Source organism: Rhizobium sp. 0TCS1.26 (genome assembly GCF_050455525.1).
Classification (GTDB): Bacteria; Pseudomonadota; Alphaproteobacteria; order Rhizobiales; family Rhizobiaceae; genus Neorhizobium.
In genome coordinates this window covers 1,402,491-1,424,008 of the sequence record NZ_JBCIYV010000001.1, presented here as the reverse complement: position 1 = coordinate 1,424,008, position 21,518 = coordinate 1,402,491, and the positions used below count along the sequence as shown (strand labels likewise).

The 21,518-nt window shown below is 61.4% G+C and carries 18 protein-coding genes and 1 pseudogene; 16 read left to right on the top strand and 3 right to left on the bottom strand.

What is annotated here, in order from left to right:
* The first annotated feature begins 176 nt into the window (after positions 1-176).
* From AAIH46_RS06975 to AAIH46_RS06955, 5 genes are all read left to right on the top strand, one after another.
* Positions 177-1,469: an ABC transporter substrate-binding protein gene (locus AAIH46_RS06975; RefSeq protein WP_430304929.1), complete on the top strand. Its 1,293-nt coding sequence runs from the start codon at positions 177-179 to the stop codon at positions 1,467-1,469.
* Between the two features lie 5 nt (positions 1,470-1,474).
* Positions 1,475-2,425, top strand: a complete 951-nt coding sequence (locus AAIH46_RS06970; RefSeq protein WP_430305029.1) for a carbohydrate ABC transporter permease — start codon at positions 1,475-1,477, stop codon at positions 2,423-2,425.
* Positions 2,418-3,293 carry a carbohydrate ABC transporter permease gene (locus AAIH46_RS06965; protein WP_430304927.1) on the top strand — a complete coding sequence of 292 codons (876 nt, stop codon included), beginning with the start codon at positions 2,418-2,420 and terminating at the stop codon, positions 3,291-3,293. Before AAIH46_RS06970 ends, AAIH46_RS06965 begins: the two co-directional genes overlap by 8 nt.
* A 102-nt stretch (positions 3,294-3,395) precedes the next feature.
* Positions 3,396-4,475, top strand: coding sequence for an ABC transporter ATP-binding protein (locus AAIH46_RS06960; protein ID WP_430304926.1), 1,080 nt, complete (start codon positions 3,396-3,398; stop codon positions 4,473-4,475).
* A 47-nt stretch (positions 4,476-4,522) separates the two neighbouring features.
* Positions 4,523-5,824, top strand: a complete 1,302-nt coding sequence (locus tag AAIH46_RS06955) for a Gfo/Idh/MocA family oxidoreductase (RefSeq protein WP_430304924.1) — start codon at positions 4,523-4,525, stop codon at positions 5,822-5,824.
* A 240-nt stretch (positions 5,825-6,064) separates the two neighbouring features.
* On the opposite strand, the gene AAIH46_RS06950 is transcribed toward AAIH46_RS06955, so the two are convergent.
* Positions 6,065-6,916 (bottom strand): helix-turn-helix domain-containing protein, encoded by an 852-nt coding sequence (locus tag AAIH46_RS06950; protein WP_430304923.1) that lies wholly within the window; start codon positions 6,914-6,916, stop codon positions 6,065-6,067.
* A gap of 214 nt (positions 6,917-7,130) precedes the next feature.
* On the opposite strand from AAIH46_RS06950, the gene AAIH46_RS06945 reads away from it, so the two are divergent.
* From AAIH46_RS06945 to AAIH46_RS06920, 6 genes are all read left to right on the top strand, one after another.
* Positions 7,131-8,168: an ABC transporter substrate-binding protein gene (locus AAIH46_RS06945; RefSeq protein WP_430304922.1), complete on the top strand. Its 1,038-nt coding sequence runs from the start codon at positions 7,131-7,133 to the stop codon at positions 8,166-8,168.
* Between the two features lie 64 nt (positions 8,169-8,232).
* On the top strand, positions 8,233-9,333 hold the full coding sequence (locus tag AAIH46_RS06940) for an ABC transporter ATP-binding protein (protein WP_430304920.1): 1,101 nt from the start codon (positions 8,233-8,235) through the stop codon (positions 9,331-9,333).
* Positions 9,326-10,189 (top strand): ABC transporter permease, encoded by an 864-nt coding sequence (locus AAIH46_RS06935; protein WP_430304919.1) that lies wholly within the window; start codon positions 9,326-9,328, stop codon positions 10,187-10,189. The genes AAIH46_RS06940 and AAIH46_RS06935 overlap by 8 nt, the downstream gene beginning before the upstream one ends.
* Positions 10,186-10,974, top strand: a complete 789-nt coding sequence (locus AAIH46_RS06930) for an ABC transporter permease (RefSeq protein WP_430304918.1) — start codon at positions 10,186-10,188, stop codon at positions 10,972-10,974. Before AAIH46_RS06935 ends, AAIH46_RS06930 begins: the two co-directional genes overlap by 4 nt.
* Positions 10,975-11,020: 46 nt before the next feature.
* Positions 11,021-12,637, top strand: coding sequence for an FAD-dependent oxidoreductase (locus AAIH46_RS06925; protein WP_430304917.1), 1,617 nt, complete (start codon positions 11,021-11,023; stop codon positions 12,635-12,637).
* 28 nt (positions 12,638-12,665) lie between these two features.
* Positions 12,666-13,286 (top strand): VOC family protein, encoded by a 621-nt coding sequence (locus AAIH46_RS06920; protein WP_430304916.1) that lies wholly within the window; start codon positions 12,666-12,668, stop codon positions 13,284-13,286.
* Positions 13,287-14,021: 735 nt separating this feature from the next.
* On the opposite strand, the gene AAIH46_RS06915 is transcribed toward AAIH46_RS06920, so the two are convergent.
* Positions 14,022-14,408 carry a response regulator transcription factor gene (locus tag AAIH46_RS06915; RefSeq protein WP_430304915.1) on the bottom strand — a complete coding sequence of 129 codons (387 nt, stop codon included), beginning with the start codon at positions 14,406-14,408 and terminating at the stop codon, positions 14,022-14,024.
* Positions 14,409-14,476: 68 nt separating this feature from the next.
* On the bottom strand, positions 14,477-15,124 hold the full coding sequence (locus AAIH46_RS06910) for a response regulator transcription factor (protein WP_430305028.1): 648 nt from the start codon (positions 15,122-15,124) through the stop codon (positions 14,477-14,479).
* A gap of 394 nt (positions 15,125-15,518) precedes the next feature.
* Between AAIH46_RS06910 and AAIH46_RS06905 the strand changes: the two are divergent.
* The 5 genes and pseudogenes from AAIH46_RS06905 to AAIH46_RS06885 all read left to right on the top strand — a co-directional run.
* Positions 15,519-15,803, top strand: a pseudogene (locus AAIH46_RS06905) (PAS domain-containing protein); the annotation flags it as partial.
* A 165-nt stretch (positions 15,804-15,968) separates the two neighbouring features.
* Positions 15,969-18,494: an ATP-binding protein gene (locus tag AAIH46_RS06900; protein WP_430305027.1), complete on the top strand. Its 2,526-nt coding sequence runs from the start codon at positions 15,969-15,971 to the stop codon at positions 18,492-18,494.
* A gap of 486 nt (positions 18,495-18,980) precedes the next feature.
* Positions 18,981-19,697: an alpha/beta fold hydrolase gene (locus tag AAIH46_RS06895; RefSeq protein ID WP_430305026.1), complete on the top strand. Its 717-nt coding sequence runs from the start codon at positions 18,981-18,983 to the stop codon at positions 19,695-19,697.
* Positions 19,698-19,803: 106 nt separating this feature from the next.
* A complete protein-coding gene (locus tag AAIH46_RS06890; RefSeq protein WP_430304914.1) occupies positions 19,804-20,910 on the top strand; it encodes a helix-turn-helix domain-containing protein in 1,107 nt (368 codons plus the stop codon).
* Positions 20,911-21,121: 211 nt separating this feature from the next.
* Positions 21,122-21,457 carry a hypothetical protein gene (locus tag AAIH46_RS06885; RefSeq protein WP_430304913.1) on the top strand — a complete coding sequence of 112 codons (336 nt, stop codon included), beginning with the start codon at positions 21,122-21,124 and terminating at the stop codon, positions 21,455-21,457.
* The last annotated feature ends 61 nt before the right edge of the window (positions 21,458-21,518 follow it).

Below are 21,518 nucleotides of genomic sequence, written 5' to 3'. Positions count from 1 at the left end.
CTTATAGAAGTCGCCGATTTATGTATTTGTTTCGCCGGTTTTGCAAATGTAACGTTGCTTTCGAGGCTGACGCGCACCTTCCGAGGAGAAATGGGGACGGTGCGGGTCAGTGATGGAGCGCGCCAGGGATGGGCACGAACAGCAGTCTGAACGGAGACTGCTCAGGGAGGAAAATCATGAACAGTTTTACGATGGGTCGTCGCGGTTTCATGAGCGCCGGTCTCGGCCTCGCCAGCATGCCGCTGTGGAATGCGACCGCGGGCCTGGCTGCGGACAGCGCGCAGCTGAGGATGGTGTGGTGGGGATCGGAAGAACGCGCCCGCCGCACCAAGGAAGCCGTCCAGCTTTTCGAGGGCTCTAACGAAGGCGTCAAGGTCGCCACCGAGTTCATGGGCTGGGACGATTACTGGCCGCGCCTCGCGACGCAGGTTGCCGGCGGCAACGCGCCCGACTTCATCCAGATGGACTATCGTTACATGTTCGAATACGCGCGGCGGGGCGCCATCCTGCCGCTCGATCAGTATCTGGGCTCGACCCTGAAGATCGCCGACTTCGGTGACGTGAACCTGAAGTCCTGTTCCGTCGACGGCAAGCTCTATGGGGCCAATGTCGGCGTCAACGCTTTTGGCGTGATTTCGGACGCAGCCGCATGGCGCGATGCCGGCATCGAGCCACCGACCTATGGCACGACCTGGGAGCAGTATGCCGAAAAGGCGGAAGCCTACGGCAAAGCCGCCAAGGGCAAGAAGAAGCATGCATCCGCGGACGGTAGCGGGAACGAAAACCTCTTCGAAGGCTGGCTGATCGGGCGTGGCAAGTCGCTCTACAACACCGAAGGCGGCCTTGGTTACGAGCCTGCGGATGCTACCGAGTGGTTCACCTACTGGGCCGAGTTGCGCAAGGCGGGCGGTTGCGTACCGGCCGACGTCCAGGCGCTGTTCAAGAACACCATCGAGACCTCGCCGCTGACGCTCGGCTACGCAGCCACGGACTTCGGCTATTCCAACCAGTTCGTCGGTTTCCAGAAGCTCAACAAGCCGGCGTTGTCCGTCACGTCGCAGCCTGTCCTGACCAACGGCAAGCCGAACCATTATCTCAAGCCGTCGCAGATGTTCTCGGTGTTCGCCAAGTCCAAGGCACCGGAGGTGACGGCAAAGCTCATCAACTTCCTGGTGCGCGAACCGGCGGGAGCCCTTATCCTCGGCGTCGAGCGCGGCGTTCCGGCCTCACCGGCAATCCGCGACGCGCTGATCCCGCAACTCGACGGGCCGAGCAGCGAAGTCGTCAAGTTCATCTCGGCGCTGTCACCCTATGTCGGTCCGCTGCCGCCGGCGCCTCCGCAGGGTGCGGGCGAGATCAATACGGCGCTCGTGCGCATCAGCCAGGAAGTCGCCTTCGAGGCCTCGACGCCGGAAGACGGTGCCGCAAGCCTCCTGGCGGAAGCCAAGCGGGTGCTGAAAAAGGGATGAACCGCATGTCTATGGAGGCGCAGGCGCATGGCGCCATCGGAGCAGGCGGGGGCGCCGCGCCCGCAAGTCCGACGTGGAACGCCGTGAGGAGAAATGCCGCCGGCTACCTGTTCCTGACGCCCTGGCTGATCGGATTTCTCTGTCTGACGCTCGGTCCGGCGCTCATGTCGCTGTACCTGTCATTCACCGATTTCGACCTGCTGCAGGACCCGCAGTTCATCGGCATGCAGAATTACGTCCGCATGGCGACGGCGGATCCCAAATTCATCGCCTCGATGAAGGTCACCTTCATCTATGTCGTCCTGTCCGTGCCGTTGAAGCTGGCCTTCGCATTGGCGGTGGCGATGGCCCTCAATCGCGGCATTGCCGGGCTGCCGATCTACCGGGCGTTGTTCTACCTGCCTTCGCTGCTGGGGGCTTCGGTTGCCATTGCCGTGCTCTGGCGTCAGCTGTTTGCCGCCGACGGCATGGTCAACAGCGTGCTGGCACTGGTGGGCATCGACGGACCAAGCTGGATCTCCAATCCCCGCTACTCTCTCTATACACTTGTCGCTCTGTCGGTCTGGCAGTTCGGTTCGCCGATGATCATCTTCCTGGCAGGGCTGCGGCAGATCCCGGCGGACATGTACGAGGCAGCGAGCCTCGACGGGGCGTCTTCCGTGCGGCAGTTCTGGAAGATCACGCTGCCGCTGTTGTCGCCGGTCGTCTTCTTCAACTTCGTCATCCAGACGATCGAGGCGTTCAAGGCGTTCACGCCGGCCTTCATCGTCTCGGGCGGTTCCGGCGGGCCGATCAACTCGACGCTCTTCTACACGCTCTACCTCTACCAGGAGGCATTCGGCAATTTCCGCATGGGCTACGCCTCGGCGCTTGCCTGGGTGCTGGTGATCATCATCGCCATCTTTACCGCCTTCGCATTTCTGTCCACGCGTTACTGGGTGCACTACGATGAGTAACGAGAGCCATCGAATTCCCGGCCGTGGGAGCGACTACCCCTACCTGCGGTCTGCGCTTTTGCACTGTCTGCTGATGGGCGCATCTTTCGTCATGCTCTACCCGATCCTGTGGATGCTGGCCGGGTCGATGCGTCCGGCTTCCGATCTCTTCGACGGCGGCGCCAGCCTCATTCCGTCACAGGTGACGTTCAGCGCCTACCCGCAGGGCTGGTTCGGCCTGCAGGTGAACTTCGGCCATTTCTTCCTGAACTCGCTGATGATCGCCACCCTTTCAACGATCGGCAACGTCTTTGCCGCTTCCTTCGCCGCCTATGCCTTCGCGCGGCTGAAATTCTTCGGGCGCGGCTTCTGGTTCGCGCTGATGCTCGGCACCCTGATGCTGCCCTATCACGTGACGCTCATTCCCCAGTATGTGCTGTTCTTGAAGATGGGCTGGGTGAATACCTGGCTGCCACTGATCGTGCCGAAGTACTTCGCCGTCGATGCCTTCTTCATCTTCCTGATGGTGCAGTTCTTCCGCGGCATTCCGCGCGAACTGGACGAGGCGGCCGAGATCGATGGCTGCAGTCCCTGGCGCATCTACTGGCGCGTCATTCTTCCGCTCTCGCTGCCGGTCCTGGCAACGGCTGCGATCTTCTCCTTCATCTGGACGTGGGAGGATTTCTTCGGGCCGCTGATCTACGTGAGCGACATGAACCTCTACACGGTCCAGCTCGGACTGCGCTCGTTCATCGACTCCAGCGGAACGTCGAGCTGGAACGAGCTGTTTGCCATGTCGGTTCTCTCGCTCATCCCGATCTTCCTGTTTTTCCTGTTCTTCCAGCGGCTGCTCATCGAGGGCATCGCCACCACCGGAATGAAACGATGAGTATCGCCAGCCGCTAAATCCTCCGCGCCGACAGCAATGCATCCGGTTTCGGTTCGCCGACCTGAACCATTGCGCGCGCCATGAGCAACAGTGAGAATATCCATGTCCACGAGCATTCAGTTGAGACAGGTCGTCAAGAGCTTCGGGGCGATCGACGTCATCAGAGGTATCGACCTCGATATCGAGCCCGGCCAGTTTACCGTCTTCGTCGGTCCCTCCGGCTGTGGGAAGTCGACGCTTCTGCGAATGATTGCCGGGCTGGAAACCATTTCCGGCGGTGATCTGCTGATCGGCGGACAGCGCATGAACGATGTTGCCGCTTCGCGGCGTGGCATCGCCATGGTCTTTCAGTCCTACGCACTCTATCCGCATATGACGGTTTACAAAAACCTCGCCTTCGGCCTTGAGACCGCGCGCCTGAAGCGCGATGAGATCGACCGCCGCGTGCGTCAGGCGGCAGAAACCCTGCGGATCACCGAATATCTGCAGCGACGTCCGCGGGCGCTGTCCGGCGGGCAGCGGCAGCGCGTCGCGATCGGCCGGTCGATCGTCCGAGATCCGAACATCTTTCTCTTCGACGAGCCGCTTTCCAACCTGGATGCCGAACTGCGCGTGCAGATGCGCGTCGAGATTTCCAAGCTCCACGAGCGTCTCGGCAACACGATGATCTACGTTACCCACGACCAGGTCGAGGCGATGACCATGGCCGACAGGATCGTCGTCCTGAGGGGCGGCGAGGTGATGCAGGTCGGCAGCCCGCTCGACCTCTACAACCGTCCCGCCAACCAGTTCGTCGCCGGCTTCATCGGTTCGCCGAAGATGAACTTCATCACCGCCAGCCGCCGGGATGCGGATGTTGTGGATGTGGCCGATCAGCCGGTCCGGCTTTCCCCGGATCAGCTGGGCACGGCGGCGTCGGGTGTGCCGATCGCTTTCGGAGTTCGCCCGGAGCATGTCGTCATCGGCGGGGATGCAGGCCAGCCGCTGGGCGAGGCCCGTGTCGATCTCGTCGAGCAGCTCGGCGGTAGCACCTCGATCTACGCGACCATGCCTGACGGGACCAGCCTCACCCTCGTGGCGCCCGGCCAGCTTGCGATCCGCAACGGTGAAGTCATTCCGCTCCGTATCGATCCGGCGAACTGTCACCTGTTCGGGCCGGACGGCGAGGCCCTGCGCAACTGACCGATTGAAAGGCTGGCCAGGAATGCCGGTCACTGAAGGACAAGACCATGAAATACGCGATTGTTGGAACGGGTTCTCGGCACAAGATGTTTCGCCGCGCCGTTGGCGAAACCTATAGCCGGGAGAATGAACTGGTCGCCCTCTGCGACGTCAACGAACACCGCCTGGCGCTGGCTGCAGCCGCAGTCCCGGCGAGCGGCAACGGCATTGCCACCTACCGCGCCGAGCAGTTCCACGACATGCTGAGCGAGCAGAAGCCGGACACGGTCATCGTCACCGTCCCCGATTACCTGCACCATGAGTACATCGTCGAGGCGATGCGGGCCGGCTGCGACGTCATGACGGAAAAGCCGATGACGATCGACCTCGACAAGCTGAAGGCGATCCTGGAGGTGCAGGCGGAGACCGGCCGTTCGATCACGGTGACCTTCAACTACCGCTACACGCCAGCCCGTACGCAGATCAAGGACATCCTGATGTCCGGCGCCATCGGCGAGATCACTGCCGTCAACTTCACCTGGTATCTCGATCGCGTCCACGGCGCCGACTACTTCCGCCGCTGGCACCGCTACAAGAACCAGTCCGGCGGCCTGCTGGTGCACAAGTCGACGCATCACTTCGACCTCGTCAACTGGTGGCTCGGCTCGTCGCCGACCGCGGTTGCCGCACATGGCCGGCGCGCCTTCTACAGGCCGGAGACCGCTGATGCCATGGGTCTCGTCCCGCGGGGACCACGCTGCCACGTCTGTCCGAGCGCCGATCGCTGCGATTTCAAGCTGGACATCGCCGCCGACGGCCCCTTGCGCGAACTCTACCTCGAAGCCGAAGACCTCGACGGCTACATGCGCGACCTCTGCGTGTTCGACGAGGACATCACCATCGAAGACACGATGCAGGTCCATGCGCTCTATGCCAACGGCGCGACGCTCAACTATACGCTCGCCGCTTACAGCCCCTGGGAGGGGCTGGAGATCAAGTTCCATGGCACCAAGGGCGAACTCTCACATCGCCATGTCGAGGTCCATGGAGTGTTCGGCGGCAAGCAGAGTAAGTCTCACGGATCGGAATCGATGACGACGATCCTGCACCTGGCCGGCCAGGAGCCGCAAAACCTCGAGGTCTGGGCAGGCGAAGGCGATCACGGCGGTGCCGATCCGGTGATGCTCTCGCACCTCTTCGATCCGTCGGTGACCGGTGATAGGTACGGCCGCGGTTCGAGCCATATCGATGGCGCCTGGTCAATCCTCACAGGCATCGCGGCAAACGCCTCCATCGAGACGGGCGAGATGATCCACATCGAGCGGTTCCTCGCCGACAGCGGCATCACCCTGCCGCAGAAGCAGTGGTGACTGTTCGGCCTCCGCGTCATGCGCTTGTCCTAACTCGAAGGTGGAGAGGAGGCGAACGGCACGTTGAAGCAGGTGGCTCGATAGCAAACCAAGTCTGGCATCGGGATCTGCCTCTGCTCCTTCGCATTCCGACGTCAAGCAGACGGTGGCATCTGGAATGTCTCCCGAATTGGTAACCGTCGCCTGTCGGAGGGTGGCAGGCTCGGGCATTAACGTCTCGCTCTGAAAACCCTCTCCCAATCAGAGGTACCTGCCGAGCAGCAAATGTTCGTCCTGCGAGATCTCATTCTGAATACTCGCGCGAATAACATCTGGAATCGAGGGGTCGTCTGACGGGAAGGCTCCGACCTCTCGCAGCGCGGCGCGGCAATCGATCCGGCGCCCGAGGAACTCGAGCACAACTCTGCCTGCAGTGATGCGCCGCGACACTGTCGGGGCGATACCCATCATGATGCCTTCCAGCCGGTGGAGCTTGTGGACGCTCGGGTTGAGCATCGACATGCCGACGTCCCGGCCGTCGAACCGGTCCGCGCCGATCGTGAAGATCCTGTCCCCGACGCTGCCGACAATGCCGCGATAGGTCACGTACTGCCGCGACGGATTTCGGTCTGCCCTTTCATCGAAGAATTTCTGCTTGGTTGTCGACACCATCACGCCTTCTCTGAGCCGCCAGTGCACGAGCTCGCGCTTGATCTGACCATCGCCGTTGAAGCTGACAAAGTAGCGATAATAAAAGCCCCGATACTCTTCGAGCAGCCTGGCACTGGCGCCTGCCATGTTACGCATAACGTAAGAAAAATTCGTGAGATCCTCAGGGAATACAGAATCGGATTTCTTCCTGCCGAAAGACGCCATGAAGCGACTGTGCTTCATGAACAGTTCGTCATCCTCTAGCCCGAAGAAGTCGCTCATCTTCTTGTGGTTGTAGCGGGACGGAAGGGCTTCACCTGAAAGGTAGCGGTTGAATTGCTGCCGGTTGAGCCCGAGCTTCCGGCAGAGATCGGACACGGACCGGTAATGGTCGCAGCAGAACTGGAGGTTGGCGCGGTAGTCTGCCCGCTGCTGTTCTCCGAGGGCATTTTTCCCAGGCATTCCGATCCCCACAATCGCAAGTCTCATCTTACAGCGTCAACCAGCGTCAACCAGCGCAAAAGCTATATGATGATTAAGGTCCGGGAAAGTGCAACGATAGTCGTGTCGATGAACAGGAAGGAATAGCGCATCGCAGCGCATAGCACCGATCTAGGCATCGTACAGCATCAGGCCAACAAGCGACGAAGTCGCATCCGGGGAACGGAGACCAGACATGAGCCGATCGATGATGACAGCGGCGTTCGCTGCAGCAGTGACCATCCTTGCGCCGGTAGTCGCGCAGGCCGAAGAGGTCGTCTTTGCCTGCTGGGGCGGGGCCTCTCAGGAAAATTTCCAGAAAGCCATCTTGCCGCCTTTTGAAAAGAAATACGGGGTCAAAGTCCAGTACGTGCCAGGCGGTTCGACCTATTTCGTTTCCCAGCTGCAGGCACAAAAGGGATCGCCCGAGCTGGACGTCGCTTGCATGGACGACGGCCCGCAGTCGATTGCACGAGACCTCGGGCTGCTTGAGCCGTTGACGCCGGCGCGGCTTGTCGAGACGCCCGACATCGTTCCTGCCGCGATCGGAAAGGATGCCAGTGGCGTGGGCTACGGCCTTCTCGCAATGGGTCTCGTCTACAATCCCAAGGCGCTTGCCGATGCCGGGATAGCGCCGCCGACGTCATGGAACGACCTCGCCGACCCCCGCTTCAAAGGCCACGTGGTGATGGGTACGATCGACAATACGCCAGGTCTCTTCGCGCTCGCCATGCTGGCGCGTGCCAACGGCGGGGGCGTTGACAACATCGAGCCTGGCTTTGCCAAGATGAAAGAAGTCGCCGCCAATATCGGTAGCTTCGTCAAGGGCACCGACATGACGCCCTATTTCCAGCAGGGTGAAGCCTGGATTTCCGTTTGGACAAACTCGGAGATGAACCGCTTCGTGAAGGCTTCCGGTTTTCCGCTCGAATTCGTCGCTCCGAAGGAAGGAGCTCCCGTCGTCATGCCGATGCTCAGCCTCGTCAAGGGTGGGCCTAACACCGAAATGGGCGCAAAACTGATCGACTACCTCGTCAGCTCAGACGTACAGAAGCAGTTCGCAATCAATTCTAAGCTCGGTCCCGTCAACACCAAGGTCGAACTGACAGAGGCGGAAGCGAAGGGCGTCATCTACAAGGACGCAGCCAAGTCATTGGTCGCGCTGGACTGGTCCGTCCTCAATAAGATGCGGCCCGAATGGACACGCCGCTGGAACCAGGAAATCGAACGCTGAACCGTTCTCGCCGGCGGCGCCTGTCGGTGCCGCCCCCGAAGCTTCCAACGTTGCGGATTTCCAGATGAGTTATTTTGAGGTTGACCACCTGACGCATCTGTATGGCGAAACCACTGCCATACAGGAGGTCTCTTTCACGATTGCAGCCGGGGAGCGACTGTGCCTGCTCGGCCCGTCCGGCTGCGGAAAGACCACCACCCTGCAGGCCATCGCAGGCTTCATCAAGCCAAGCATGGGGCGGATTCTCATCGGTGGGAGCGACATCATTACTCTGCCGCCGGAAGAGCGCAACATCGGGATCATGTTCCAGAACTATGCGCTGTTCCCGCACATGAACGTCTTTGACAACGTCGCTTTCGGCCTGAAGATGCGCAAGACACCGCGAGATGAGTTGGAAAGCCGGGTGAACGAGGCGTTGAAAGTCGTCCGCCTAGAGCAAAAGGCTTCGCGGCTACCTTCCCAGCTTTCCGGCGGCGAGCAACAGCGCGTCGCCTTTGCCAGGGCTGTCGTCATCCGGCCGCGCCTGCTTCTTCTGGATGAGCCCTTCTCCAATCTGGATGCGCGGCTGCGACTGACGATGCGGAATGAGTTGCTTGAACTGCTCGAAGGTCTTGAGATCGCCACGTTGATGGTCACCCACGATCAGGAAGAGGCCATGTCGATTGGTGACCGCATCGTAGTCATGCACGGCGGCCGGATTCGGCAGATCGGCACGCCGCAGACACTATACAACGCGCCGAATTCCCGCTTTGTCGGCGAGTTCCTCGGTGACTCCAACCTGCTGCCTGTCAGAAGCGTTAGCTCTGAGGGCCGCGTCGCGAGAGCCATCGTAGAAGGACTTGGCGAGGTAAGGGCTCTGCCGGTCGAAGCCGTCGCCAGTGTCCATCATCTACTGGTGCGACCTGAGCGGATCAGGCTAAGCTCCGCAAGCGGAGCATCCACCGAGCAGCTCCCCTTAGCTGGCGGCGATCAACCGAACTGCTTTGAGGGTATTGTCGAGCACGTCACATTCCTCGGGCCGAGGATTGAGGTCCGCGTGCGGGTGCGCAACCATGTCGTCCAGGTTTTCCGCGACGAACTCGATCTTGGCATACAAGCAGGAAGCCGCGTCCTCGTCACTTGGCCGCTGCAGGCCTCGATCCTGATCGGCGACGCCGATGATTAGATCCGTACAATCTTCGGGCATATTCGCCCCGGTCGCTGCCCTGTTCATGCTGCTCTTCTTCGGTCTTCCGGTGGTCTACCTGTTCGCCATGAGCCTGTCCGAGCACAGCCCGACAGAAGGCGTCGTCTGGGCCCTGTCACTCGCCAACTACCGAGACGCGCTGACTGACACGTTTTTCTGGGAAGTCAGCTGGCGGACGCTCCGCCTGAGCCTGATCACCACACTTGCCTGCGTCGTGCTCGGTTTTCCGGTCAGCCATTACCTCGTAACGGCGCGGGGCTGGTGGCAACTGGTGGTCTTCATTATCCTGCTGATGCCGCTGGTCACCTCTGTGACAGTGATGTCTTATGGCTGGCTGATCCTGCTCGGCAAGGAGGGCGTGATCAACACGCTGCTGGTTGGCCTCGGCGTTCTGCGTGTCGCTATGCCACTGATGAACAATGAGCCAGCCATCGTTGTCGGCCTCGTGCATATCTTTTTGGTCTTCATGGTGATTTCGATTGCCGGCTCCCTGCAGTCGATCAATCCTTCTCTGGCGCCCGCGGCACGCAGTCTGGGCGCGAGGCCGTCTTCCGTGTTTATGCGAATTACGCTGCCTCTATGCCTGCCCGGTGTCAGAGCCGGCGCGCTTTTGGTGTTCTGCCTGAGCATGAGTGCTTACGCGATCCCCGGTGTTCTCGGCGGACCGCGCTACAAGTTCATTTCCACCCTCGTCTACCAGCAGGCGATCAGCCTGTTCAACTGGCCGGTCGCGGCAACGCTGGCCGTCATCCTGCTGCTTCTGACGGCTGTGATTGTCCTCGCTGTTGTCGTGATCGGCAAGCTTATGACCGGCTTCCGGAAGGCCAGAACATGACCAGATCCCGCTTGGTTCTTACCACCTTCGTGACTGCAATCTGCATCTTCATTGTAGCGCCCATCCTCTCGATTACGCTCGGCGCCCTGACGCAGACGAGCTATGTCGTCTTCCCGCCTCAGGGCTTCACGCTGAAATGGTACCTAAACGCCCTTGGGCAGCGCCGAGCGATGGATGCGCTAGGTTTCAGCCTTGGCCTGGCGGCTGCATCAGCCACGACCGCCACGCTGATCGCCTTCCTGATCGCCAATGCAGGCCGTCAGCGCGACACGCGCTTCTACCGCTTCTTGAAACGGCTGGCGCTGGCGCCGGCGATGCTGCCGGCGGTGTTCCTCGGCCTCGCGCTGCTGGTCACCTATTCGCGTCTGCACCTGCGCGGCATGCCGGCGTTGTTCGTCGGGCATGTCGTCAGCGCCATGCCGTTCGCGATCTCGATGGTAACGGTCGGCCTGAACGGGCTCAATCCGCAACTTGAGTCCGCCGCGCGCAGTCTCGGGGCAAAGCCCCTTCAGGTTCTGCTGAAAATTACGCTGCCGCTGACGGCCTGGAGCCTGCTCAGCAGCTGGGGTTTCGCCTTCATGATCTCGTTCGGGGCGCTTGAAGTATCGCTTTTCCTTTCCTCCAGCACCTCCGTGACGCTTCCGGTCTATATCTACTCGTCGCTTGAGTGGATGCCCATGGACCCGACGCTCACCGCCATCGCCTCCGGCGTTATCCTCCTCACCATGATCGTCCTGGTGATTTCCGCCCGCCTGGCGCGCCTGGACCGCTTCCTCAAACGCTGAATGAACAGCTACGGCCCGTGCGGCCGGCTCATTATCGGAAATGACTATGTCTGAAGCTATTGAAAGAGACGTGATCGTCGTGGGCAGCGGCGCGGCTGCGCTCGTCTCGGCACTGAGATGCGCTGCCCTTGGAGCATCGGTGACGATCCTTGAGAAAACCGGAAAGATTGGCGGCACGAGCGCGATGTCAGGCGGTATGACCTGGATCCCGGCAAACCGGCTGATGCTCGAAGCAGGACTGCAGGATAGCGAAACCGAAGCACTGGATTACATTCGTGCGACAGCGCCTGATGGCTGGGCGGCAAGCGAGGAGCCACTCTGGGAAGCGCAAGTCGCAAACGGCCCGCGGATGCTGGACTTCATCCTCGAGAATTCCGCCGCCCGGTTCGAGATCGCCGATGTCCCTGATCCCCATATGGCGCTGCCCGGTGCAAAAGAGAGAGGTCGCCTGCTCGCGCCGACGGAGGTCAGCGGGCGGGAGCTCGGTGCCTATTTCAAGCACATCCGTCGGTCGACCATCCCGCAGGATCTGACCTACAATGAGTCGGTCATTGCCAACATGACCCGCCATCCGATTCGCGCTTACCTCCGCTATTCCGGCACCGTCGTCCGTCGCTGGCTGACGAGGACCCGCAGCAAGGGCAATTCGCTGGTCATCGGCTTGCTGCGCGGATGCTTGGCCAAGGGCTGCGGGATCGAGCTGAATGCCCGAGTTGCCGAGCTGCTCACCGACGGCAACGGATCAGTCGTCGGCGTGGTCGCTGAAGTGGCGGGGCAGCCAATCACCTACAAGGCCCGCAAGGGAGTCGTGCTGGCGACCGGCGGTTTCGAATGGGACAGCGAGCTGCTTGATACGCATTTTCCCGGCAACGCTGAATTCCTTTCCAGCCCCAGCACCAATACCGGCGATGGACTGAAAATGGCGATGAGGATCGGTGCGGCCACCGCACACATGAACCAGGCGAACATCATGCTGCAGCCGCCTGTCTACTACGAGAAGATGCTGCACGGTCTGCCTCTGCGGATCCATGCGGAACCAGACGCGATCTTCGTCGACGCTGAAGGCAAGAGGTTCACGAGCGAATACGAGTTCAACATCGCCGATTGGACCGTGCGCGATACCGAGCGCGGCAGCCGGTTGCGCCGACCAGCCTGGCTGATCACCCACTGGCCGATGGTCAAGCGTGCCTGGCTGATCAAGTGGTACATGAACAACAAGCCTGGCTGGTTGATCACCGCCTCCAGTCTGGATGAGCTGGCAACGAAGACAGGACTGCCGGCAACTCAGCTCAAACAGACCGTGGCTCGCTTCAACGATCTCGCAGCGACCGGTGTCGACGATGACTTCCATCGCGGCACGGCCTCTGACTATGAAATGCGCCTCGCGGCCTCGATCGGAGCGATGGCGCCAATCCAAACTGCGCCCTTCGTCGCATTTGAAATGCGCCCATCAATTCTTGGGACCAAGGGGGGCATCCGCACCAATGCCTCAGGTCAGGCAATGCGCGCCGACGGAACATTGATATCCGGGCTTTATTGCGCCGGAAACGTCATGGCCAATCCGACGGGCATGCGCACGCCGAGCCAAGTGGGTACCACACTCGGTGCCTACATGACCTGGGGCTTCATTGGCGCCAATGCCCTGCTGTCGAACAACCGGTGATGTCCCGCCTACACCTCAGGAGAAGTATATGAAGCTGGATCATCTTGTCTGGGCCTCGAACTCGCTGGAAAATGCAGCAGCCGAGTTCGAGCGGCTGAGTGGGGTTGTGGCCGGCTCAGGCGGCCGCCACCTTACGATCGGCAGCCGCAATGCCCTTACCAGTCTGGAGAACGAAGCCTACCTCGCCATCGATGGTCCGGATCCCCTACAGGAGCCTGCCGACAATTACGGCGCGTTCCTTGCAAATCTAACGTCGCCGGTGCTCTGGCGTTTTGCCGTCCAGACGCCTGATCTTGCGCCCGCGAGAGGGATTCTTGCGCGCCACGGTTTCGAGACCTCTGTCAAACCTGGAAGCCGGACAACTTCGGGGGGTCGATTGCTTGAGTGGGATACGCTGACCGTTGCTGGTCACGACTTCGACCTGGGAATGCCGATCATCAAGACGTGGCGGACCGATGGGCATCCGTCGTCTGAAGCTCCAGGCGGATGCCGACTGATAAGCCTCATCGTGTCGCATCCCCGAGCGACAGACCTGAAGCGACTCTATGAAGAATTGGACGTGCCGGTTGGCGTGGTAGAACATCCGGTTGCCTCCCTGACCGCGGTCATCGAGGGACAGTTCGGACGGTTTACGCTGCCAGCGGCATGACGCTCGACGATAGCGCCAAAGGATCTACGGATAGTTGGAGTGTGGCGGCACTGCTATGCCCGTATGCGACGTCTGCGCTGACAGGCGGTTACTTGGGTATCGGACATATCCGGTGGCAAACCATCACCTGCTGCTGCTTGGCGCCCTCGTATTACTTCTCGCCGCTTCCTACCGCCCGCATCGCCACACGGTTCGACCGCTTCAGCTGCCGCGGGAGCGGGCCGGTAGTTCGTATTCCTCCAGGACCAGATGAATTTACAAGTCTCCGCTCCATCCTGCCCCCGCAACCAACCATCCCCCCAAACACACCAGACCAAAAGACAAACCGGCAGACAGAGCCGACAAGTGCCGGCATTCCCCCGATCGCCAGGCCCAAAACTGGCTGTGGGCTCTACTCAGCACAAAGCCCGAGAGGCTAAACCGCGTGCCGACGGCCGTACCAATCCGCGACGGCCCGAGGAATAGACGGCTGCGCAACGATATTGGGCTCCCGTTGCCAGCCGTCCCACCAAGATCGCGCGCGCAGCCCGTCCGCCTTCCAGCTTCTCCTCCCCAGCACTCCCAGTATTCCCCACACCCGCCCTTACCCGGCGGGCGCCCCCGTTTGTCTGATGTTCACGTGGAAAGCGTGGAGACGGTCCCTGATGCCGCTGTGAAAGGGTCTGGCAGCCGGCTGGCAGGCGAAGCCTAGGAGGGGCGGTGAAAGTCCGGCGGAGAGCCTCCACCGATACCGCTCTATTGCGGTGCAAGGTCTCCGATCGCCCGATGGATGGCGTCGATGAGCACCTGTCCGTGGAACGGCTTGTGCAGCAGGATGAAGCCGCCGCATTCGCTGACACGTCGTGGCAGGCTTGCATCGGTCTGCGCCGAGACGAAGATGACGGCGATGCCGGCGCCTTCTTCGTTCAGGCGCTGTTTCATCTCGATGCCGGTCATGCCGGGCATCTGGATGTCGGAGATGATGCAGTCGGCGTCCCGGGCGGATTGCGTGTCGAAGAAAGCCTCTGCAGACGCGTAGCCCGCGACCGTGTAGCCGAGCGATCTGACGAGCCCTTGCGTTGCGATGCGGAAGGAGTCATCGTCATCGATGACTACGATATGCACGTTCGTGGGCGCCGGCATCGAATGGGCCTTTTCGGCAGAGAGACTTCAGTCGACCCCTCAATCGCACAGTTTCCCCGCCACCGAAATCATACGGTGGTGTTAGCGGCGTCCGGCAGACCCCGTTGCTTCAGGACATCGGCCATCCGGACCAGATCGGGCAGCGTTCGTGCGCCCATCTTCTTCATCGCCGAGCCGCGGTGGATCTTCACGGTCACTTCGCTGATCCCCAGATTGCCGGCAACCTGCTTGTTCAGAAGTCCTTGCGTGACCATCAGCATCACCTGCTGCTCGCGGGACGTCAGCGTGTGGAACCGCTCCTCGATATCGGCCAGCATCCCCTGACTGGCGCGCCTTTTGCCATCCATCTTGAGGGCGGAGGCGACCGCGTCGAGCATGTCCTGATCGCGGAAGGGCTTGGTCAGGAAGTCGACGGCGCCGGCCTTCATGCCCCGCACGGACATCGGAATGTCGCCGTGGCCGGTCATCAGGATAACCGGCATGCGGATGTTCGATCCTGCAAGCTGTTCCTGGAAATCCAGGCCGCTGGTCCCCTTGAGGCGAATGTCCAGGACGAGACAGGCCTCGGTATCCGGGCGATCTGCCGCCAGAAACTCCTCGGCGGAAACCAGTGTCTGCGTTGCAAAGCCAACCGAGCGGAAGAGGCTGTCGAGCGAGAGCCGGACGGATTCGTCGTCGTCGATAATGTAGATGATCGGTGGACGCTTCGTCACCAGGACCTCTTTCTCAAAGGGGCGGCCCTAGACCTGGACCGGATCCAAAGGTCATGCCAAATAAATATCGGCGTGCAAAGCAGTTTGATGGGTTGTTCTGGAGCCATTACTGGTAGCGGACCATAATTGCGGCACAACGATGCGAGTGTGGGTCTTGCGAAAGACCTGGCATGCGGATGCGTCCACATCGAACCCTTCGCCCTGTTTCGACGGCAGTGGCTGCCTTCAAGACGCTGGAAAAGGTCGCGATCAGTGAAGACGTTGTCGCGGCCTTTCGCTAGGTTGGTTGTGATATATCGAGGATTGAACCGCAAGCCGTTGCTTTACTGCGGTGCCTTGGCTTTGAAGACTTCCACATCGATACTGCCGTCAGCACCGTCCCCGAAAGAACCGCCTCATGAGTTGCTGCACCCTTGATGATAGCAGTGTCCTCGATCTTCTCGATGACGGCGTGATCACGCGCGACCTCGCGGGTCTTGTTACGGGTTGGAACCGGGCGGCGGAGCGGATTTACGGCATCGCGCGGGAGGATGCGCTCGGCAGGAGCATGGCGGCTCTGTTCGGCGAAACGGCAGTCGACCCGGTGCTGCAATCGGACGCCGAACTGATGGCCGCCGGCACGTGGTCCGCCACGTTCCTTCGCCGGGCAAGAGGCGCGTCGACCGCTGTCCCGGTGTCGACCAGGCTGAAGCTGCAGCGGAACGATGATGGAAGCCCGCTTGCCGTCGTTGAGTTTTCGCGACCTGCTGCGGTCACTGAACTGCCGAGCGACAAGGATGATCTGCACCGGCTGCTGGCTGCGGCCGGTGTCGCTGTCGTCTCGATCGACGCCACCGAGGTGGCGCGCATGCTGGCGGCTCTCGGCGCGGATCGGCGCTCGGATCTTCGCGAACATCTGCGCAACGAACCGGACCTCGTCGCGCAGATAATGCGGGTCGCACGGGTGGCGGAAGCGGAGCAATCGGCGGAAGGATCTCGTGCGGTAGCGCCATCGGCACTCGGTCCGGCGGGGAGCAGTGTTACCTGCTTCTGGCCGCAGGAAAGCGCGGACGCCTTCGTCGATACAGTGGTTTCGGTTCTCGTGGACAACAGCCCGGCCCAAAGCGCATGCCGGTTGCTGCGCGACGGCACCACGATTTTTGACGCGGATGTGACAGCGGTCCCTGCGTCAGCAGATGGAAGCGGTGTCCGTATTTTTCTCGCCGTGCGGGACGTGTCGGCAGACCGCGAAGCATTCGCAGCGCTCGAGGCAAGCGAACGACGCTACAGGCACCTGTTCGAATACATGCCGATCGCCTTGGCGGAGGTCGATGCCAGTGGCCTTGTCGAGATGTTCGGCGCGCTGCGCAGGCAGGGCGTCACGGACTTGTCGACTTACATCGACGCGCATCCAGAGTTCCTGGATGCGGCGATGAGCGTTATGCTCGTGGAACAGGTCAACCAGACCACTGCGGATCTCTTCGGTGCAAAAGTCCGCGAGGATATGAATGGGAACCTCACCCGCTACTGGGATGTCGGGCTGCCGACGCTGCGGAAATCGCTGGAGGCGCGTTACCGGGGGGAGAGTTTCTTCCAGGGCGAAGCGCAAATGAGGCGTCTCGATGGAGACGTGGTCGATGTGCTGTTCGCCACAGCAAGACATGGACACCATCAAAGCAAGAGCCTGGCTGCTTTTGTCGATTTCACTGACAGAAAGCGGTCGGAAAAGGCGTTGCGACGCAGCGAGCGGCGTTACCAGGATCTTTTCCAGGCGATGACGGTCTCCTTCTGGGAGCTCGATCTGACGGCGATCAACGATCTGCTGGAGGCGTCCGGTCCGCCTACCGATGCTGACTTCGCGATCTATCTGCAGAACTATCCGGACTGCGTCGCGACGATCCTGAAGGCCGCGCAGATCGTCGACGTCAACGACCAGACCCTGACGCTATTCGGCGGGAAGGATAAGTCGGACCTTCTGGGGACGCTCGACCATTTCTGGTCTCCCGACAGATGGATAGACGGCGCCGCCGCTGTCCTGACGGTTCTGGTGAACGAAGCGAGCGTGACGATCGAGACGCGCCTGAGGCGGCTGGATGGTGCCGAATTCGATGCACAGTTCACGCTGTGGATCTCGACAGATCACCGACGCCGGGGACTGGCTGCCGTCACCGACATCAGCGAGCGCGTCAACGCCTTCAACCAAATGGAGCAAAGCGAGCAGCGCTTTCGCGACCTCTTCCAGCATGTCCCGGTTCCGGTGCTTCAGGTCAACTCGACAGGCCTGCTGACGTGTCTGCAGGAGCTGAAGGATCAGGGGATCGAGGATTTGGGCGCCTACATGGCGGAGCATCCCGATCTTGTCTGGACTGCGATGGACAATACCATCATCGAGCAGGCGAACGATGCGGCGTTGAAGGTGCTGGGCGCTGCGGATGCCGATGAGGTTCGCGGCCCGATCACGCCGCTGTGGCGCGATCATCCGGAGGTCTATGCGCGACTGCTGCAAAATCGCGCCAGTGATGTCTCCACATACGAGGAAGAAGTCACCCTTACGACCTTTGACGGGCGGACCCGGGAAGGCATGCTCACCGTGTCCTTCCCGCCTGCGCTGGCGCGGCTGGGGGTGACGATCAATGCCTTCGTCGACACGACCGAGAAGAAGCAGGCGGAGCGGAGGCTGCGGCAGATCGAGGCCGATTATGCACACGCGGCACGGATCTCCATGCTCGGCGAGCTGACGGCATCGATTGCCCATGAGGTCAATCAGCCGCTCGCGGCAATCACCACCTATGGAGAGGCGGGACTGCGCTGGCTCAGCCGCCCCACGCCCGCGCTCTCGGAAGTCCGGGAGATCGTCACGCGGATTGTTGCCGACGCCCAGCGGGCGGCCAGCGTCATTGCACGTGTCCGCACCATGGCTTCGCGGCGCATCCACGAGGAAATCGTCTCCCTCGATGATCTCGTTGCCGAGGCGGTCCTTTTCCTCAAGCATGAGTTCCAGGCGCACGACGTCAAGGTCGCCCATCAGCCTCTGGACGGTTCGGCACGCATTGCCGTCGACCGTATCCAGCTCCAGCAGGTCATCGTGAACATGGCGGTCAATGCAGTCCAGGCCATCGCGGCAACCAATTCTCCGCGGCGCGAGGTACTGATCCGAATTGCGGACGAAGACGTGCATGTCCGATGCTCGGTGGAAGATTCCGGACCGGGGATCTGCGTGGATGGGACGAGCCGGATCTTCGACAGCTTCTTCACCACGAAAGACGGTGGCATGGGCATGGGGTTGCCGATCTCGCGCTCGATCATCGAAGCGCATGGAGGCCGCATGGTCGCCGACAACGAGAGTTCCCTCGGCGGCGCCCGGTTCTCTTTCGTCCTGCCGGTGGTGCAGTAGCGGCCAGAGCCCACGCAGTTCCTGAGGGTTTTTGCGTGCAGGCGTTCCCCTGACGCTACGTGGACCGCTCCAACTCCCCCGGAGCGAAAGGGCCCTGAGCGGACGAGCGCCGGCGATGCCCTGCTTCCGTTGATGACAGGCGCTGCATCGCCATCTCCCCTCGTGATCACCGATACGTCTTGCCGTCCGGGCAGCCTCAGGCGCCAACAGCGTAGTGCGCTCATACCAACGGATGCTCTGGCGAGACGGATGGTCGATATTCCTGTGCCGGCCGTCCTGCCATCCTTCAGAGGCTGATCGATGGCCTCATGTCCCCTCCCAAGCGGGTCCGTTCAGCGACCTCCAGCCGGGCAACGCGTCCTGTCCGTTGCCCGGCGAGGAGACAGGTTCTTACGGCTCACACACAACACGCAAAGAAGGAACATGACAATGGAACTGGCACAGATCACCCTCTCCCTGGCAACCGCGACCACCCTGGCACTGGCGATGTTCACGCCCATGGCAGCCGGGGCCGCTCCCGTGAAGAACGTCGTCCTCGTGCATGGCGCGTTTGCCGATGGCGCCGGATGGCGCGACGTCTACGACAAGCTCACCGCGCGCGGCTATCATGTGCAGATCGTCCAGAATCCGCTGACCTCGCTCCAGGACGATGTTGCCGCCACCAACCGCATTCTCGATCTTCAGAATGGTCCGACCATCCTCGTCGGTCATTCATGGGGCGGCACCGTGATCACCGAAGCGGGGCTCCACCCCAAGGTGGCGGGTCTCGTCTACGTATCGGCTCTGGCTCCCGATGCGGGTGAAACGACAGCCCAGCAGTATGAGGGCTTTGCTCCGACGCCGGAATTCGTCATCGAGATCGGCGACGACGGCTTTGGCTTCGTCAAGTGGGACATGTTCAAGCAGGGCTTTGCGCATGACGTGAGCGACGCCCAGGCGGCCTTCATGGCCAACTCCCAGGTTCCGATCAACATGTCGGCGTTCAGCACGAAGCTGAAGAACGCCGCATGGCGCAGCAAGCCGAGCTGGGCCGTCATCGCAACGGAAGACAAGGCATTCGATCAGGCAATGCTGGTGCACATGGCAGAACGCATGGGCGCCAAGGTCACCAAGGTCTCCGGCAGCCATGCCTTGTTCATCACCCGCGCCGAGGAAGTCGCCGATACGATCGAGAATGCGGCAACGTCTCTCGCCGGCAAGTAAAACGCAGCTGCAAGCGGGATTGCTCCATGCGATCCCGCGTGCGCGTTCTATTCTTGCAAATTTGCTAATTTTGCCTACATCCGTCCCACAGCAGTGGGACTGACGCATGAAAGACATTTTGACGACGGCGGATGCCGCCGAGCTCCTCGGCGTGTCGGTTCGCACCGCCCAGCTATGGGTCGAGAGCGGTCAGCTCCCGTCGTGGAAGACACCGGGTGGCCATCGGCGGATCCCGCGCCAGGCCGTCATGGACCTCATCGATGACCCGGTGCCGGAACCCGCAGATGTCACCGCTCACGCCGTCATACTTGCGGGCAAGGGCCGAGGGGCAGAGTGGCAGCAGGTGGGGCTTCCTGGTTCCGGCCTGCTGATCGACGTGGCGGAGGATATTGCAAACTTCCGCGAGCATCTCCAAGCGGCACCACCCACCCTGATGATCATCGAAAATGTCGAGGACGCGGAACGCCGCAAGCTTGCAACCTCGCTCAGCAGCGACGCACGGTTCAGGCAGACGCTCGTTATCACGATGAGCGGGAAGGAGGCGGCATCGCCAAATCCGCGGGGCGCGAAAAGGGCCCAGATACCGATGATGACCGCGGTTGCGGCCACCAGTGCCAATGTCGTCGACTACCTCAAGGCCAGCCTGCCCGACGGTGAGGAAGTGCCAGGCTTCGACGTTCCGTGGAACGAGAAGGCGCGGCTGGACGCCGTCAAGCGATCAGCACTCGTTGGCTCGGAAGCGGATAGCCGGTTCGATCGCCTCGTCCGTCTCGCTGCCTATGTGACGCAGGCACCGATTGCGATGTTCACCCTGATCATGAAGGACCAGCAATGGTTCAAGTCGAGGGTCGGTTTCGACGGTGAAGACACGTCACGGGACTGGGCCTTCTGCAACGAGACGCTTGTTGCCAATGAGCTGACCGTCATCGAGGATCTGACACGCGTCGACACATATAAGCAGAACCCCACCCTCAACGAACCTTATGGTTTCAGGTTCTATGCAGGCGCGCCGGTCCGGGATCCGCTGGGTTTTGCGTTGGGATCGGTTTGTATCATCGATACCGTCCCGCGGACGTTGAAGGCCGAGGAGCGCGATGCGCTGATCACGATCGCCGACGCGATCTCCAACCTGATCCGGCTGACGGTGCTGGATGGCGGGCAGGGCAGGGATGGTCGTCCTTCGGACATCGACCTGGCTCGACTTGCGGGCTGATCGGGCACCGGGCGCGTAGCCGTCGGGACAAGACGTCGATCCAGTCACCCGATTGCCGCGCGTTGCGGTCGCCGTGACGGAGAAAGCCACTCTCAGGCGGCCGGCGTCCTGCTGCGCGCGGAATGTCAAACGCAATCCTTAGCCGCCACGGTGTAACTCCGAGGAAATCCCTGCGCCGCATCCATCCCGGAACGGGAATGGGTGAGCGGCTATGAGCAATCGCGAAGACGAACGTCCACGGGATGATCTCCGGCCTGCGGGCGAGCGTCAGGCGCAGGAATGCGTCATCGTGTGTTTCTACACGCGCCGGCCCTGGCAATCCGGATTTCAGATCGAATCATCGCGCGCATCCGGGACGGGTCCGGTTGAAGAGCCGCGGACGGTGCCGACTACCGGAACTCGCGAGACGATCGAACCAGTCGATCAAGGCGGGCTGTGGCTCGCAGGTGCCGCGGCCCTCATCTCGATTGCATCGATCGGCGCCTACTCCTGGGCGCTCTCTGAGATCATCGAGGCACTCATGAGCCTCCAAGCCATCCGTTTCTGATCTGCAGCAGGTTGTAGAGGTCTAACCCCAGTAACCCCGCAGCCGAACACGCGTGTGTTAC